17 protein-coding genes are annotated in these 16,102 nt (G+C 67.4%); 7 read left to right on the top strand and 10 right to left on the bottom strand.

All coding sequences use genetic code 11. The annotated features are described in order from the left end of the window. Positions 1–204: 204 nt before the first annotated feature. The gene (locus F3J15_RS16995) at positions 205–1,335 is read right to left on the bottom strand and encodes a 3-deoxy-7-phosphoheptulonate synthase (RefSeq protein ID WP_069252741.1); all 1,131 of its coding nucleotides are present in this window, start codon (positions 1,333–1,335) and stop codon (positions 205–207) included. A 193-nt stretch (positions 1,336–1,528) separates the two neighbouring features. Then, positions 1,529–2,845 (bottom strand): lipase family protein, encoded by a 1,317-nt coding sequence (locus F3J15_RS16990; RefSeq protein ID WP_166892787.1) that lies wholly within the window; start codon positions 2,843–2,845, stop codon positions 1,529–1,531. 403 nt (positions 2,846–3,248) lie between these two features. Here F3J15_RS16990 and F3J15_RS16985 point away from each other — a divergent pair, with 403 nt between their 5' ends. From F3J15_RS16985 to F3J15_RS16980, 3 genes are read left to right on the top strand one after another with little or no spacing between them, the layout of a single operon-like run. Further along, a complete protein-coding gene (locus tag F3J15_RS16985) occupies positions 3,249–3,803 on the top strand; it encodes a hypothetical protein (RefSeq protein WP_166892784.1) in 555 nt (184 codons plus the stop codon). Between the two features lie 29 nt (positions 3,804–3,832). Then, positions 3,833–3,958: a hypothetical protein gene (locus tag F3J15_RS38115; RefSeq protein ID WP_256990380.1), complete on the top strand. Its 126-nt coding sequence runs from the start codon at positions 3,833–3,835 to the stop codon at positions 3,956–3,958. Beyond that, positions 3,958–5,223 carry a DUF4163 domain-containing protein gene (locus F3J15_RS16980; RefSeq protein WP_166892814.1) on the top strand — a complete coding sequence of 422 codons (1,266 nt, stop codon included), beginning with the start codon at positions 3,958–3,960 and terminating at the stop codon, positions 5,221–5,223. The genes F3J15_RS38115 and F3J15_RS16980 overlap by 1 nt, the downstream gene beginning before the upstream one ends. 81 nt (positions 5,224–5,304) lie before the next feature. Here the strand turns inward: F3J15_RS16980 and F3J15_RS16975 are convergent, their stop codons facing one another. Continuing rightward, the gene (locus F3J15_RS16975; protein WP_166892781.1) at positions 5,305–6,009 is read right to left on the bottom strand and encodes a YceH family protein; all 705 of its coding nucleotides are present in this window, start codon (positions 6,007–6,009) and stop codon (positions 5,305–5,307) included. Positions 6,010–6,412: 403 nt separating this feature from the next. Between F3J15_RS16975 and F3J15_RS16970 the strand changes: the two genes are divergently transcribed. Further along, positions 6,413–7,177 (top strand): SDR family oxidoreductase, encoded by a 765-nt coding sequence (locus F3J15_RS16970; RefSeq protein WP_166892778.1) that lies wholly within the window; start codon positions 6,413–6,415, stop codon positions 7,175–7,177. Between the two features lie 21 nt (positions 7,178–7,198). Here the strand turns inward: F3J15_RS16970 and F3J15_RS16965 are convergent, their stop codons facing one another. Genes F3J15_RS16965 through F3J15_RS16955 form a run of 3 tightly spaced genes read right to left on the bottom strand, consistent with a single transcriptional unit; the run spans position 7,199 to position 9,632 of the window. Continuing rightward, positions 7,199–7,906: an MOSC domain-containing protein gene (locus F3J15_RS16965; protein ID WP_166892775.1), complete on the bottom strand. Its 708-nt coding sequence runs from the start codon at positions 7,904–7,906 to the stop codon at positions 7,199–7,201. Continuing rightward, positions 7,903–8,799, bottom strand: coding sequence for a dihydrodipicolinate synthase family protein (locus tag F3J15_RS16960; protein WP_166892771.1), 897 nt, complete (start codon positions 8,797–8,799; stop codon positions 7,903–7,905). The genes F3J15_RS16965 and F3J15_RS16960 overlap by 4 nt, the downstream gene beginning before the upstream one ends. A gap of 50 nt (positions 8,800–8,849) precedes the next feature. Beyond that, positions 8,850–9,632 carry an aldolase gene (locus F3J15_RS16955; RefSeq protein WP_166892768.1) on the bottom strand — a complete coding sequence of 261 codons (783 nt, stop codon included), beginning with the start codon at positions 9,630–9,632 and terminating at the stop codon, positions 8,850–8,852. 134 nt (positions 9,633–9,766) lie between these two features. Here F3J15_RS16955 and F3J15_RS16950 point away from each other — a divergent pair, with 134 nt between their 5' ends. Together F3J15_RS16950 and hutC are read left to right on the top strand one after the other, a co-directional pair. After that, positions 9,767–10,309: an XRE family transcriptional regulator gene (locus tag F3J15_RS16950; protein WP_039340426.1), complete on the top strand. Its 543-nt coding sequence runs from the start codon at positions 9,767–9,769 to the stop codon at positions 10,307–10,309. A 30-nt stretch (positions 10,310–10,339) separates the two neighbouring features. Continuing rightward, positions 10,340–11,077, top strand: coding sequence for a histidine utilization repressor (gene hutC / locus F3J15_RS16945; protein WP_166892765.1), 738 nt, complete (start codon positions 10,340–10,342; stop codon positions 11,075–11,077). 82 nt (positions 11,078–11,159) lie between these two features. On the opposite strand, the gene F3J15_RS16940 is transcribed toward hutC, so the two are convergent. After that, complete coding sequence (locus F3J15_RS16940; protein WP_166892762.1) at positions 11,160–12,008, bottom strand: phytanoyl-CoA dioxygenase family protein; 849 nt, start codon at positions 12,006–12,008, stop codon at positions 11,160–11,162. 39 nt (positions 12,009–12,047) lie between these two features. Continuing rightward, positions 12,048–12,851 (bottom strand): ABC transporter substrate-binding protein, encoded by an 804-nt coding sequence (locus tag F3J15_RS16935; RefSeq protein WP_166892759.1) that lies wholly within the window; start codon positions 12,849–12,851, stop codon positions 12,048–12,050. 501 nt (positions 12,852–13,352) lie between these two features. Between F3J15_RS16935 and F3J15_RS16930 the strand changes: the two genes are divergently transcribed. Further along, positions 13,353–14,213, top strand: coding sequence for a LysR family transcriptional regulator (locus F3J15_RS16930; protein ID WP_166892758.1), 861 nt, complete (start codon positions 13,353–13,355; stop codon positions 14,211–14,213). A gap of 89 nt (positions 14,214–14,302) precedes the next feature. On the opposite strand, the gene F3J15_RS16925 is transcribed toward F3J15_RS16930, so the two are convergent. Together F3J15_RS16925 and F3J15_RS16920 are read right to left on the bottom strand one after the other, a co-directional pair. Continuing rightward, positions 14,303–14,776 (bottom strand): nuclear transport factor 2 family protein, encoded by a 474-nt coding sequence (locus F3J15_RS16925; RefSeq protein WP_089484770.1) that lies wholly within the window; start codon positions 14,774–14,776, stop codon positions 14,303–14,305. 67 nt (positions 14,777–14,843) lie between these two features. Continuing rightward, complete coding sequence (locus F3J15_RS16920) at positions 14,844–16,028, bottom strand: amidohydrolase family protein (RefSeq protein ID WP_166892755.1); 1,185 nt, start codon at positions 16,026–16,028, stop codon at positions 14,844–14,846. Between the last annotated feature and the right edge of the window lie 74 nt (positions 16,029–16,102).

Below are 16,102 nucleotides of genomic sequence, written 5' to 3'. Positions count from 1 at the left end.
TTGTTGTCGGTGTCGGCGGCCGGCCAAGCCGCCTCCGTGCATGCGCCGCGTGAAACGGGAAGACTTCCGTACGACGCATCACACCGGCCCATGTTAGCGCCACTCGCGAAACGCTGCATCGGACGTGATGACGCAGCCGCTGTCAGGCGCCTCTTGCAATGGCGACGTTACGGACACCGCAGCGAATCGCGTACATCGCTCCTGTCACGCGCTGCGCGATTGCGCGCGCCGTTGCCGCACCGCGTCGGCCAGCACGTCGAGCACCGGCTCCGTCTGCGTCCAGCTCAGGCACGCATCCGTGATCGAGACGCCGTACTTCAGCGGCACGCCCGGCTTCAGGTCCTGGCGCCCGGCTTCGAGATGGCTCTCGACCATCACGCCGACGATCCGCTGCTCGCCCTGCGACAGTTGCCGCGCGAGATCCTGCGCGACGTCGATCTGCCGGTCGTGCGACTTGTTCGAGTTCGCGTGCGAGCAGTCGACCATCACCTGCTCGCGCAAGCCGGCCTTGCGCAGCACCGCGCAGCTCGCCTCGACATGTTCGGCGTCGTAGTTCGGGCCGTTCTTGCCGCCGCGCAGGATCACGTGCGCGTCGTCGTTGCCGCGCGTCTCGAAGATCGCGGCCATCCCCATCTTCGTCATCCCCATGAACGCATGGCTCGCGGCCGCGGCGACGATCGCGTCGGACGCGACCTGCACGCCGCCGTCGGTGCCGTTCTTGAAGCCGATCGGGCAGCTCAGGCCCGACGCGAGCTGGCGATGGCTCTGGCTCTCGGTCGTGCGCGCGCCGATCGCGCCCCACGCGATCAGGTCGGCGATGTACTGCGGGCTCAGCAGGTCGAGGAATTCGGTCGATGCCGGCAGGCCCAGCGCGTTGATGTCGAGCAGCAGTTGCCGCGCGGCGCGCAGCCCTTCGTTGATGCGGAAGCTGCCGTCGAGGCGCGGATCGTTGATGTAGCCCTTCCAGCCGACCGTCGTGCGCGGCTTCTCGAAGTAGACGCGCATCGTGATCAGCAGGTCGTCCTTCAGCGCATCGGCGGCGATCTTCAGGCGGCGCGCGTAATCGAGCGCCTGGTCGTGATCGTGGATCGAGCACGGGCCGACGACGAGCAGCAGCCGGTCGTCGCGGCCGTGCAGGATGTCGCCGATCGCGCGGCGCGTATCCTCGACGAGCGTCTGCGTGGCGGCCGGCACCGGCAGTTCGTCCAGCAGCAGCGCCGGCGAAATCAGCGGGCGCACCGCGCCGATGCGGACGTCGTCGATGCGCGTGGTGTCCTGTGTCGCGTCGGCGCTGCCTACCTCGCGATCGTGGGAAGGATTGTCGAGGTTCTGCATGGTGATTCTCCGGGGGACGTCTGGAATGATGGGCAGGCTCGATTATGGCACCCGGGCGGGACGGCGGCGGGTTGCGGCGGAGGGCCGGGCGCGGCTGCATGGCGGCAGCGCGACGGAGATCAACAGGTGAAAAGAAAAAGGCGACCCGCGGAGGGTCGCCCGGCCAAGCGCCGCATCACCCGCGGCGTTGCGGCTAGTGCAGCGTCTCGGGCGCCAGCGAATTGCTCGGCAGCAGCGACGTCAGCCAGCAATTGCTCGGCGCCGCTTTCCCGTTGAAGCGGTCGTAGAGCCACGGCAGCATGCCGGCCACCCACGGCACGATCGCGCCCGCATGTTCGAGCGGATACTCGTTGTACGTGACGGGCGTGCCGCTGGCACAGAACTTCTGCGCCAGCGCGCGCACGTCGTACGCCATCATCACGCCGTCGCCCACCTGGTTGCTGAAGGTGCCATCGAGCGCGCCGGCCGTGCCCTGGCCGATGAACATCGGGATCGTCGGCGATGGGGCCAGCCCCGCATTCACCTTGTTCGCATACGTCACGTACACGGGAATGCTGTTGATGTCGTTCGCGTATTGCGGCTTGAACAGCGTGCCCCAGTGCAGCCCCGTGTACTTCGGCAGGATGTAGGCGAGCGACTGGCTCTGGATGTCCTTGAACACCGCGACGCCGGTATCGCTGAGATAGGGCGACAGGTCGAAGCCGTAGCCGCGCGACAGCCCGGCCAGCGCGGCCGCGGCCACGCCGCCCCACACGATGCTGCCGTCGACGTAGCGCAGGTTGTGCGCGGGATCGACCAGCACGCCGCCTTCCGCCGCGCCGACGAGCTGCCTGTTGATCTCGGGTGCATAGCTCGGCGCGAGCTGAGCGGCCCAGTTCGTCGCGATCGCGCCGCCTGAATAGCCGATCATCGCGACCTTGCTCGACGGATTCAGCCCCGTGGACGGCGTATTGAGCGCCGCGCGGATCGAGTCGAGCGTTGTCATCCCGTATTCGGGGCCGGCGGCGAAATCGGCCGTCTGGCCTTCCGTATCGGGCACGATGACGTTGTAGCCGAGCAGCAGCAGCGACGACAGCGGAATCGATTCCGCGCTGTAGAGCAGTGTGCCGACGTTGATGACCTTCGTGACGTCGCGGTCGCCGGCGATCACCTGCGACGGCTCGTCGTACGGGTTCAGCGAATCGTAGGCCGACTGGTACGAGATGGCCTGGCCGTTGCTGACCGGGCTCCGGATCACGGACGTCACGTTGACGACCGGCTGGTTCAGCGCGTTATGGGTGCGATACAGCAACTGCTGCGCGGTCAGCGCGGTGGGGATGCCGGCCACGTGATAGGTGACGTTGCGCGTCTTGAGCACCGTGCCCGGTGGAATCGACGCCAACGGCGTCGTGCCGGTGTACGTGTAGAACGGGTCGGATACGGTCGGCGCGGCGGCGCTGGCCGGCGGTGCCGTCATGGCCAGCGTCGCGGATACGGCGGCCGCGGCCATCATGAAACGTCTGGAGGACATCGTTGGGGCCCCTGGAATAACCTGCTTTCATCGAAGGAAGTTCGCGGTGTTGCAGACCATCGTGTGTGCCGCTTCAAAACCGGTTCCGAGCCATCGACTGTCTCCTGTGAATGAGTCATCCGGGTTGTTCTGAATCCGTCATTTTGGTAGGAGTACAAACCGGATGAATTGAAGCACAACGCGCACGCACTCGATGGTGGTTTTCCGTTGTTTGAAGGTAAACGTCTAAACCCGTCGTCACGCGACGCCCGGTCGCTCCGGCCATTCGGCCGACTGTCCGCGTTTTGTCGAAGTGCCGTACGATCACGGCTGTCCGGTCCCGAAGGCCGCATCGTGCGATGCCGGCCGCGCCGCACACCGGCTGTCTGTCACCGAACGCTCCCTGCCCAACCGATACGCCACGATGACCGTCTCCGAACTGCTCCGCGCCATCCGCCACCCGTATGCCGACCTGCTCGCGAAAGCGGCGGCGCAACCGGCCGTGATCGTCGAACCGGCCTACCGGTGGGCCGACGGCACGCTCGCCACCGAAGGGCCGCTCGCGCTGCCCTGCCGGGCCGACCTCATCGCCACCGAAGGCGAATCGGCCGGCCAGCCGGCGATGATCGATTCCGACACGCAGCTGGCGTTCGAGCCGTTGGCATTCGACCTCGAAACAGCGGCCGTGTCGATCCGCCCGTTCGTGTGGGACTGGGCCGCGATCGAGGCCGACGGTCTCGACGAAAGCGCGGCCGCCGAGGCGTTCAAGGCGTGGTTCTTCGCGTGGTTCGACGTCGACGACGAGAACACGCCGGCCGAAGACGGCCTGCACGGCATCGCTCACTACCTGTCGGAACCGGTTCGCACGGAACAGGGGTGGCGCGTCAATGCGGATCTTGGCTCCGCGCCCGAGACGGCCGTCGAGGATCTGCTGTTCCGGCTCGTCGATGCGGGCGCGACGCGAATCGTGCTCGGTTGATGCCGCATTTCATCCTTCCACGGCCCATCATGAAAAAATCTTTTGCCGCCCTGCTGCTTTGCGCGTCGCTGCCCGCGTTCGCCAAGGTCTCCACCGAGGTGTACTGCTTCAAGTCGGACGGCGACGCGTCCGAACAGACCGGGTGCCGCTGGTGATGCGCCCGCTGATCCAGATGGTGCTGGTGCTGATCGCGCTGCGCGCGGGCTTCGTCGATGCCGCCCCGCGCACGGTCTACGAAGGAACGCTGCAAGGCGCCGGCGCCGTCGTGATGGAACTCGACAATCGCCCGGCTGCGGATGGTTCACTCTCGGGCCGCTACTTCTATACGCAGCACGGCGTCGATATTCCGCTGCACGGCACGCCCGCGCAACTGGTCGAACCGCTCGTGCGAACGCAGTTGCCGGACGATGCCCGCACGCCATTGGGATTCGGCCAGCAAGCCGATTTCGATCATGCCGCGGCCACCTGGCAGGGCACGCGGGACAAGGCCGGCTACCGAGGCCGCTGGACCGATGCGCGCTCCGGCAAGTCACGCAGCTTCACGCTGCGCCGCGTTGCGGAATACGATCCCGACGCGGTTGCGCCCGGCTCCGTCGAAGCGATCACCAACAGCATCGCCGGCGGCGTCGGCAGCGGTATCGCAAGCGGCATGGCCATCGACATGCGGCAGGCGCCTTATGCCACGCTGAAGCTTGCCGGACACGCGCAGCCGGCCGGCCCCGAGATCGGCGACGGCACCGTCGCGTACCGGATGTGGCGCGACCCGCGCACGAAGCTCATGTATCCGCGTCTGAGCCGCCATCCCAATCCGGCGGTCATGGCACGGGTCAACCGTCTGCTCGAACAGCAGCACTGGCAGATCGATCTCGCCGCGCTCGAATGCGCGTCGACCCGCTATTCCGACGACGGGCCGGCCGCCGGTTCGCTCGGCGGCTTCGACGACGAACAGGTGAAGGTCACGTGGCTGTCACCTGCGGCACTCGGCATCGTGGAATCGGGCAGTACGTTCTGCGGCGGCGCCCATCCGAACAATCACTACCATCCGGTCACGTTCGACCTGCTGCGCGGCGCGTATCTCGACTGGAATCGCGTGATCGACGCGACTGCGGCGGGCAAGGACGGCGACCCGGAAACGAGCCCCGCGCTGGTGAGCTTCATTACGCGGTTACGTGACAAGGCGACACACAGTCGGCAAGTAACGGACGGCGAAGGCGAGTGGCTGTCGTGCGCCGACGTGTTCCCCGAGTATCTGGCGTTCGAACTCGATGCGCCCGGCAAGCTGTCGTTCGTCGTATCCGGAATCGGTCACGCGGCGGGCGCCTGTCTCGGGCCCCAACTCGATGTGCCGTTTGCGGCGCTCGCGCCGATCCTGAAACCGGGCGGTTCCCACTATCTCGTGCCCGGCGTCAAGCTGAAGTAACGTGGCGGTGCCCGCATCGCGCACCGGCCCGGCCGCGTGGCGACGGGGCCGGGCGATGCACACGCACCGCAGCCGCTGATGTCAGGACGCGCCTTGCGCGTCGACGTCGATGCCCAGTTCGCCGGCCATCCGCAGAACCAGCGCATTCAGCCGCGCCACTTCATCCGCGAGGCGCTTCTGTTCGGCCTTCAGCGCTTCGAATTCGGAAGGCGGCACGGAATCCGCGCCGCCGGCCTCCGCGCTCGCGAAGTCGGCCATGTTCACTTCGCCGCACATCAGGTGCATCCAGCGGTTCTCGCGCGCGCCCGGCGCACGCGGCAGCCGGACGACGAGCGGCTGCGCACGCGCCGCGAGTTCGTCGAGGAACGCCTCGACCGACGAGATATCCGCGAAACCGTGCAGGCGTGCGCTGTTCAGGCGCAGTTCGGCGGCCGTCTGCGGGCCGCGCAGCAGCAGGATCGTCAGCAGCGCGATCGCCTGGCTCGGAATGCCGAGCACGCGGTTCACGTTGTGCTCGAAACGGGGAACACGGCTGCTGCTGCCTTCCATCACGAGGCTCAGGTGCTTCAGCCCGTCGAGCGCGGTCGTGACCTCATCCTCGCTGACGTTCATCACCGGCGAGCGCGCGGTTTTCTGGTTGCAGCCCGCGGTCAGCGCATTCAGCGACAGCGGATAGGTGTCCGGCACCGTGTGCTGTTTCTCGACGAGCACACCGAGAATGCGGGCCTCGAGGGGTGTGAGTTCGCGAAGGGCGCGTGGCGTGGGCGTAACCGGCGTGGTGTTCATGAGTGGTGTCGCAGCGTGCAGCAGGTGAAGGGAACGGTCGCTGCCCGTCCGGCATCGCGCACGGGCGAGCCATATGATAGCTCGCGTCGCGTGGCCCGACGCCGCACGGCGTGCCGGCGCGCGCACTTGCCGCAGCCGGCTTTCATCCGACCTGTCGGCTGGCCGGTGCCGTGAGGCGATGGATGCGGTGCCGCGACGCGGATTCCGCGTTCTTGCGCACCGCGGCGTTTGCGCGACGCGCTGGTGGGCGCTACGATATGCGTCACCCTGACGCCCGCGGCGCCGCGCGACCGCCTTCGCGCACCACGTCACGCATCGCCCGTCACGCACGCCATGCCATCACGCATGCGCACCGCTCGTCGACGCCGCTCATCCCGTTCACCCCTTCGAACCGCTCACCACCATGACCGCATCCTCTCCCGCCCCGCACGTGCGTGCCATCGTCACCGGACACACGCGCGGCCTCGGCGCGTCGCTCGCCGAACAACTGCTGCTGGAAGGCGTCGCCGTACTCGGCGTGTCGCGCAGCCGCCATCCGTCGCTCGCGTCGCAAGCCGGCGACCGCTTCGCCGAAATCGAACTCGACCTGTCCGACACGGCGGCCGTCGCGGCCTGGTTGGCCGGCGACACGCTGCGCCGTTTCGTCGACGGCGCGTCGATCGTGCTGCTGTTCAACAACGCGGGCATCGTCGACCCGATCGGCCCGCTCGCTGCGCAAGACCCTGCGATCGTCGCGCGCGCGGTCGGCGTGAACGTCGCGGCGCCGCTGATGCTGTCGGCCGCGCTCGCGCAAGCGGCATCGGCCACGACCGAATGCCGGATCCTGCACGTATCGAGCGGCGCGGCACGCAACGCGTACGCGGGCTGGAGCGTCTACTGCGCGACCAAGGCGGCACTCGATCACCATGCGCGCGCAGTCACGCTGGACGCGAACCGCGCGCTGCGGATCTGCAGCGTCGCACCGGGCGTCGTCGATACGGGCATGCAGGCGACGATCCGCTCGACCAGCGAAGACAACTTCCCGATGCGCGAGAAATTCGACCAGCTGAAGGCGAGCGGCGCACTCGCGACGCCCGAGGCGGCCGCGCGACAACTGATCGGCTATGCGCTGAGCGATGCGTTCGGCTCGGTGCCCACCGCCGACGTGCGGGAACTGCCGAGCCACTGAGTCACGCGGCACGCGGCTCCTTCATCGTCCTTCGAGCCGCTTCGTCCAGTCTTCGACCTGCCGCTCCGTCCGGCGCCGTTCGAGCATCGTGCGCCAGCCGGGCGGCAGGTTCGGGACGTCGCACAGCGCATCGAGCGCGGCCATGTCGAGCGTGCGCCGATACAGCACGTCGAGCACGGTCGACAGCGGCCATTGCGGGTAGCGGCGTTCATGCAGCGCCAGCACGTCACCCGACTCCACCCAGCCTTCCTGCAGCACGCGGTAGTACCAGCCGGTCCGGCCGCTTTGCTGCACGAGCGCGGCCATCTGCGGATGATCGAAGCGCGCGTTCAGCTTCCAGCACGGCTGCCGCGACTGCGACACCTGAAGCACGGCGCCGCCCAGCGTGAACACGTCGCCGAGACACACGTCGCGCTCGGTCACGCCGTGCGTCGACAGGTTCTCGCCGAACGCGCCCGGTTGCACAAGCACGTCGCGCACGCCGATCTGCGCGGACCACCACGCATAGTGATCGTGCGCATAGTGGTGCACCGCCTTGTCAGGCCCGCCGTGATGGCGCGCATCGGCCTGCTCGTCGCCGGCGAAGCCGAGCATGCCCAGCCACAGACGCGCGCCGACCGGCTGCTTGTCGATCGCGCTGGCGTGCGGCGTGCCGGCCAGCGGCCGGCGCTTGCCGACCCGCACCGTACCGATGGCGATCGAGATCGCCGGCCGTGCCGCTTCGCTCATGTCGTCACACCGTCGGGCAGCGCCGCGAGCAGGCGTTCGAGTTCGCGCGTGCGCGCGTCGCCGAGCGGCATCAGCGGCTTCCTCGGTTCGCCGGCATCGAAGCCGCGCAGGCGCAACCCGGCCTTCACGGTCACCGGCAATCCGCCGCTGACGATGAACTGCAGCAGCGGCAGCTGCGCATGAAAGACCGTCCTCGCGCGCGCCAGGTCGCCCGCCTGCATCGCGTCGAACAACGCCAGCGGCAACGCCGCATTCAGGTTCGGCGCGGCCGTGCACCATCCGGCCGCGCCCGCCGCGAGCGCGGCGAGCGCCATCGGATTGCTGCCGTTGTAGAACGGAATCGCGCCGTCGCTCAGCTGCGCGAGCCGGTGCATCCGCCCGATGTCGCCGGTGCTCTCCTTCACCATCGTCACGTTGTCGACGGTCCGGCAGATCGTTGCGATCAGGTCCGGCGACATGTCGACGCCGCTCGTCGCCGGGTTGTTGTACAGCATGATCGGAATGCCGATGGCTGCGCCGATCGCACGATAGTGCGCGACGATCTCGTCGTTGGCGAGCTTCCAGTACGACACCGGCAGCACCATCACCGCATCGGCGCCGGCCTGTTCGGCAAAGCGCGCGCGGCGCACCGCGCCCGCCGTCGTGAGATCGGAAATGCCGACGACGGTCGGCACGCGCCGGCGCACCGCGCGAATCGACGCGGTGGCGACCGCCTCCCATTCGGCGTCGGACAGGTACGCGCTTTCGCCGGTGCTGCCCAGCGGGGCGATCGCGTGGACGCCGTCGGTAATCAGGCGCTCGATCAGCGCTTCAAGCGTTTTAAGGTCGACGCCGCCGTCAGCGGAGAACGGCGTAACCGGGTAGGCAATGATGCCTTTCAACAGGATGGACACGATAGGTATTCCTCAATGATGATCTGATACGAGAACGACGAATTGCCCGCTCATGCGACGCAATCCTGATGCGTCCGCAATGCCCGGCGTGCGTAGTAGTCGAACGTCACCGCATCGCGCTTCGGTTTCGATATCCAGTCGTGCGCTTCGCGCGCCAGCGCCGGCGGCACCGGCTTGATCTCGCCGGCCGCCATCGCGAGCAGCTGCAGCTTCGCGGCGCGCTCGATCAGCAGCGCGAGGATGCACGCTTCCTCGATCGTCTTGCCGACCACGAGCTGGCCGTGATGCGACAGCAGGATCGCGCGCTTGCTGCCGAGCGCCTTCGAGATGATCTCGCCCTCCTCGTTGCCGACCGGCACGCCGGGCCAGTCCTTCAGGAACGCGCAGTCGTCGTACAGCGGGCAGGTATCCATGTGCGACACGACGAGCGGCTGCTCGAGCATCGACAGCGCCGCGACATGCGCCGGATGGGTATGGATGATGCAGTTCACGTCCGGGCGCTCGCGGTAGATCCACGTATGGAACCGGTTGGCCGGATTCGGAATGCCCTCGCCGTCGACGACGTCGAGATCCTCGTTGACGCGCAGCAGGTTCGCCGCCGAGATCTCGTCGAAACCGAGCCCGAGCCGCTGCGTGTAGTACGTGCCTGCGTCGCCCGCGCGGCAGGTGATCTGCCCGGCCAGGCCCGAATCGTGACCGGCGTCGAACAGGATCCGGCACGTAAGCGCGAGCTTCTGCCGCGCGGACCAGCCGCTGTCGCCCACCGCGTTGTCCAGACGCCGCTCCGCCAGCACGACCAGTGCCTCCTTCGTCAGATTCAGCGTTTCCGCCATGTTCACCTCCTGAATGGATCGGGTCGGTCGCGCCGTCCGCGGCCGCTTTCCCGGAGAAACATGACACACGATACACCACAGGACACTTTGTGTCATGCGTTACAATCGGTTTTTCGAAGGACACCTGGCGCCCCATGACGATTCGCCTGAAGCTGCTCAGAAAACAGAAGGGCTGGACGCTCGACGTGCTGGCCGACGAGACGGGCCTCACCAAGAGCTACCTGTCGAAAGTCGAGCGCGGCCTGAGCGTGCCGTCGATCGCGGTCGCGCTGAAGCTGTCGAAGGCACTGAATGTCGACGTCGAGCAGTTGTTCTCGGAAAGTCACAACCGCGAGCTGATCACGGTCACGCGCGCCGGCGAGCGCACGGCGATGGGCGCGGCAGCCGACAGCCAGGCACACCGCTTCGAAAGCATCGCGGCCGGCGTCGCGCCGAAGAAGATGTTGCCGTTCGTCGTGCATCCGCCGCACGAATTCGTCGCGTCGACGTTCCGCGAGCACGAAGGCGAGGAATTCCTGTTCGTGCACAAGGGTCGCGTCGAAATCGAATTTCCGAACGAGACGGTGCAACTCAAGGCCGGCGATTCAGTCTATTTCAACGCACTCATCCCCCACCGCACGCGCAGCCTCGGCACCGCGCAGGCGGAGATCCTGGTCATCGTCAGTCACGACGACTAGCATCGTCACCTCTTCGCGCAAGGATCCCCGATGGTCACGAAGGCCACCGCACCGTTCCAGCAGATCAAGACGCTCGTTCGCCAGAACGTCGAAGCGGGCGACTGGCGCCCCGGGGATCGCATCCCGTCCGAGCTCGATCTCGCCGCCCAGTTCGGCGTCGCGCGCATGACGGTCAACCGTGCATTGCGCGAGCTGACCGAGGAAGGCGTGCTGAAGCGCATCGCGGGCGTCGGCACGTTCGTCGCCGAAGTAAAGCCGCAGTCGAACCTGCTGATGATCGCGCACATCCGCGACGAAATCCGCGCGCGCGGGCACGAATATCGCTGCCGCGTGCTGAGCCAGTCGAGCGAGCCCGCGTCGTTCGACGTCGCGGCCGCGTTCGGCCTGCCGGTCAACACGCCAGTGTTTCACGTGGTGTGCGTGCACGAGGAAAACGGCCGCCCGATCCAGCTCGAGGATCGTTACGTGAACCCGGCCGCCGCGCCCGGGTTCATCGACCAGGATTTCCAGGTCGAGCCGCCGTCCGAGTACCTGTTCAACAACGTGTCGCACTACGAACTGGAAATCGAGCACGTGGTCGATGCGTCGCTGCCGACCGGTGAACAGGCCCGGCTGCTCGACATGCGCGCCGACGAGCCGTGCCTCACGCTCACGCGCCGCACCTGGACGAACGGGCAGCCCGTCACGTTCGTGCACTTCCTGCATCCGGGCAACCGCTACCGGCTCGGCTCGCGCTTCAAGCCGGGCGCAGGACGCCACCCGACCTGATCCCTTTCCCAACGTACAAAAGCGCGCGGCGGCCGTTTCGTCAGGAAACGGCCGCCGCGTTCGTCATGCACACCCGCCCGCGTCAGATCGCGCGGGCCTGCCCCGCGCCACGCGACCACACGACCGGAAACAGCGGATGATCGAGCGGCGCGCCATCGGGCAGCTGCTCGGCGAGCCCGGGGAAATCGGGTGACGTCTTCCAGCGACGCGGCGCGTGACGGATATCGTCGCCGACGAACCGGATCGAGAACGCGCGCCGACGGTGCTGCGTCCCGCCCGACGCGTGCAGCGTGAGCATCCGGAAGCACACCATGTCGCCGGGCTCGAGCGCCCAGTGGCGGATCGGAAACGCCGCGCGGTCGCCTTCGATGTCCGGCAGATCCGCGAGGCTGCCTTCCGGGAACCACTTCGCTTCCTTGTCCATGAACGTGCGCGGCATCAGCCACGGCCCGAGATGCGAGCCTGCGACGAATTCCAGCGTCGATTCGAGCGGCACCGGATCGACCGGAATCCACATGCTGACGTTGTCGTCGCCTTCGATGTTGTAGTACGGCTGGTCCTGGTGCCACGGCGTGCGCTGTCGCGTGCCGGGCTCCTTCACGAGCAGGTGGTCGTGATGCAGCCGCACGGTGTCGGTGCCCATCAGCGCGGCCGCGACGGACGGCGCCGGCGAGCGCACGATGAAGTCGCGATACGCGTCGTTGTGCTGCCAGTTGCAGAAATCCTCGAAGAACCAGCCCGGATCATCGGGCCGGCTCGCGACTTTCGCGCGCTCGCTGGGCTGCGCGAGATTCGCGTCGATGCCGGCGCGCAGCGCGGCGACTTCGTCGGGCGAGAAGATGCCCTTGATGCAGACCGCCCCTTCCTCGCGGAACGCGGCGATCAGTTCGGGCGTCACGGCTTGCGCGACGCGATCCTGGATACTCGTCATGGTGTGCCTGTCGATGGAATGAATCACGGAATCACTGATTCACGGTGCGGACGTCAGTTGCTGCTTCGCGCCGTAGATGTCGAAGTCGAAATATTTCGCGGCGATCTTCTGGTACGTGCCGTTCGCGCGGATCGCGACGATCGCGTCGTTCAGCCGCTTCTTCATCGCTTCATCGCCCTTGCGCACGCCCATCGCGACGCCGTAGCCGGTGATCCGAACGTCGGTCACGTCGGGGCCCGCGAACGCGTAGCCCTTGCCGCGCGGCGTTTTCAGGAACGAGTAGCCGGCCTGCGTCTTGTCCTGGAAGGTCGCGTCGAGGCGGCCATTGACGAGATCCTGGTACACCTGGTCCTGGTTCTGGTACGAGACGATCGTCACGCCCTTGGTCGCCCATTCGGCCTTCGCGTACGCCTCCTGCGTCGTGCCCTGGTCGATCCCGACGCGCTTGCCCGCGAGCGACGCGGCGGTCGGCAGCAGCGTCGAGCCGACCGGCGCGACGAGCGCGCCCGGCGACGCATACAGCTTGTTCGAGAAGTCGATCTGCTTGAGCCGCTCGTCGGTGGCCGTCATCGCGGACATGATCACGTCGAACTTGCGCGCGCGCAGCGCCGGAATCATCCCGTCGAAACCCTGCTCGACCCACACGCACTTCGCATGCAGTTGCTCGCAGATCGCATTGCGCAGGTCGATGTCGAAGCCGGCGAGCGAGCCGTCGGGCTGCTTCGCCTCGAACGGCGGATAGGTGGGGTCGATGCCCCAGCGGATCGTCGACGTGTCCTGCGCGAACGACACGAGCGGCGCGAACGCCAGCGCGGTAACGAGAAGCTTTGCAGTGCGGTTCATGGTGCGTCCTTGTAGGTCTCGACGCGGCGGGCGAACGCCGGCGTCCGGTGGGGAGCGGTGCGCGAAAGACAGGGACTTCGATGAAACTGCGTTGCAGTCTAGACCGCTCAATTTTTGAGCGCAAGCGGGTACAGCGGGAATAGAAAGGCGGTGAAGGCGGACGCGAACCTGAAGGCTAGTGCAGTGGCTGGTCTACAGCTAAAACGGTGATTTTTGCGTGTTTACCCTGTGCAATGTGCATCCGACATACAGCGTGTTTCCCCGGATATTCGCTAACGGCGACGTCTACACAGGCGATTGACGCAGCACTTTCCAAGCGCGGTTCAGACCGCTCCAGCAATGCGCCCTATACCGCCACTGGAATATGCGCCAGACGCCTCAACAGCCCACGAAATGCCGCTCCGCGTCCGGCGAAACCGCGATTGCCCGCGGCGTCCGGCCATGTTAAAAGTCGTCGCACGCATTTGGAAATGAAATGTTCGAATCCGCAAAAGTGCAGAAATGAATAGACTCCTGTTCGACCTCGACCTGCTGCGCGCACTCGTGATGGTCGCCGACTGCGGCAGCTTCACGACGGCGTCCGCGCGCCTGCATTCGACGCAGTCGACGGTCAGCCAGAAGGTGCGCCGGCTCGAGGAAATCGCCGGGCACCGCCTGCTCGACCGCGGCACGCGTGACGTGCGGCCGACCGACGCGGGCGTGACGGTGCTCAGCTATGCGCGGCGCATGATCGCGCTGAACGACGAGATGCTCGAAGCGTTGTCGGGCGCGACGGTCGCGCTGACGATCCGGCTCGGCGTGCCCGACGATTTCGCGGCAGGCCGCACGACGCATGCGCTCGCGGCGTTCAAGCGCGCGCATCCGCAGGTGAAGCTCGAAGTGACGTGCGGGTTGAGCCGCGACATCAGCGCGGCATACGACCGCGGCGAGCTCGATCTCGTGCTGATCAAGCAGCGGCGCGACAGCCGCGAGGCCGTCGTGCGCTGGCCCGAGAAGCTGCGCTGGATCGACAGCGCGAAGCATCCGACGATCGATCTCGACCCGGTGCCGATCGTCGTGTTTCCGCCGCGCGGGCTCTATCGCGACGACATGATCAAGGCGATCGAGGAGCGCGGCCGCCGCTGGCGGATCAGCTTCACGACGTCGAGCCTGAGCGGCATCCAGGCCGCCGTCGCGGACGGGCTCGGCATCAGCGTGCTGCCCGCGCGCGTGGTGACGGACGAGCACGTCGTGCTGACCGCGAAGCAGGGCTTCGCGCCGATCGAGCACATGGACATCGCGATCCTGCATCGGCCGACGGCCGACCCGATGGTCAGCGAACTGACGAAGGCGCTCGCGACGATGCTGGAGTTGGAGGAGTAGGCAGCAAGCGGGAATGTGAAGGACGCCGCCCGCACGGCCGATGCGGCGAGATCGCGGGCGCGTCGACACGCCCGCGCACCGGGCCCCAGTCAGAACATCGTGTTCCCGTTCGCGGCCTGTTCGGGCACGGGTTGATTGACGTCCCAGTGCTCGACGATCTTGCCGTTCTCGAGCTTGAAGATGTCCATGATCGCGCTGCCGCGCGTGCCGGGTTCACGCACCGCGTGCACGTGCAGGATCACGTAGTCGCCGTCGACGAACGAGCGCTTGATCTCGCTGTGCGACTGCGGATATTTGTCGCGCAGGAATGCGACGAACTTGCGGAAGCCGTCGCGGCCGTCGGCTGCGTTCGGGTTGTGCTGCACGTAGCGATCACCGACGTACGCGAGCGCGGCGTCGGCATCCTTCTCGTTCAGGCCTTTTTCGTAGAACGCGAGCACGGTCCGCCGGTTGGCTTCCTGCTGCGCGTCCGTTGGCCCGGCCGCAACCGCGTGCGCGGTGGTCACGGCGAACAGGGCCGCCGCCATCCATCGTGCGGCCCGTGCCGCTGTCGTGCGTCGCATCGTCGTCTCCCGGGAAATCCCGCTGAAAACCGGATCATACCGGGGCGACGCTGTGCTCACGCTTCCCTCAGACCAGTGCGCCGTTGCGCGCGACGATCTTCCCCGACGACACGACGAGCCGCCGCACCGGCCGTGCGACCACAGCCTCGGCGAACGTCAGCGCGTCGACGAGCACGACGTCCGCGCGGCTGCCCGGCTGCAGCCCGTAACCGTCGAAGCCGCAACCACGCGCCGCGCCGTGCGTCACGCAGTCGAGCGCGACTTCGAGCGCATCGTCGCGGCGGAAATCGTTGCGCATGCCGATCAGCATCGCGCGTTCGAGCATGTCGGGCGACCCGTACGGCGTCCACGTGTCGCGCACGCCGTCGTTGCCGCCGATGACCGTCACGCCCGCCGCGCGGCACGCGGCCACCGGCGGCACGGGCACCGCCGCCGGCGCGGTCGTGACGAGTCCGACGCCGAGTTCGGCCATCCGCGCGAGCAGCGCATCGCGCTCGCGTTCGGCGATATCGCCGAGACAGAACCCGTGGCTGATCGTCACCTTGCCCTGCATGCCGCGCGTAGCCGTGCGCTGCAGGATCAGGTCGAGCGAGTACGCGCCCATCGATCCGCGCTCGTGCAGATGAAGGTCGAGCCCGCGACCGTGGCGCTCGGCGATTGCGAACAGCACGTCCACCGCCTCGACCGGATCGCCTTCGATCGCGCACGGGTCGAGCCCGCCGAGCAGATCGGCGCCGGCGGCGAGCGCGTCGGACAGCAGCGCATCGGTGCCCGGCCGCTTGAGCACGCCCGATTGCGGAAACGCGACGATCTGGATTTCGACTTCCCCGCGCAGCGTCTCGCGCGTCGCGAGCACGCCGTGCAGATGCCGCAGCCCGGCTTCGGTATCGATGTCGACGTGGGTACGGATGCGCGTCGTGCCGGCCGCGAGGAACGCACGCGCCAGCGCGAGCGACGCGGCGCCGGCGTCATGGCCGCTCGTCGCGCGATAGTGGCGCTCGTTCTCGATGCGGTCGACGAGGCGCGGCCCGACCTGGTTGCGATACCACGGCATCCCCCAGTGCGTCTTGTCGAGGTGCGTGTGGCCTTCGACGAGGCCAGGCAGCGCGAGCGCGCCCGCGCCGTCCTCGATCGCGCAGCCGGCGGGCGCGTCGAGCGACGGGCCGATGCGCGCGATGCGATCGCCTTCGATCAGGATGTCGAGCGCGGTGTCGGCGCTCGGGCGGACGTTGCGGATCAGCAGGTTCGTCATGTCGGTTCCGATGGGGTCGGTCAGTGCAGTCAGTGCGGTCAGCGTCAAGCGGGCACGGCGCGTGCCGTGCCGTC

The sequence above is a fragment of the Burkholderia sp. Ap-955 genome (assembly GCF_011753045.1).
Taxonomy (GTDB): domain Bacteria; phylum Pseudomonadota; class Gammaproteobacteria; order Burkholderiales; family Burkholderiaceae; genus Burkholderia; species Burkholderia lata_D.
The sequence above is the reverse complement of the archived record's forward strand: the minus strand, read 5'-3'. Positions and strand labels throughout refer to the sequence as shown.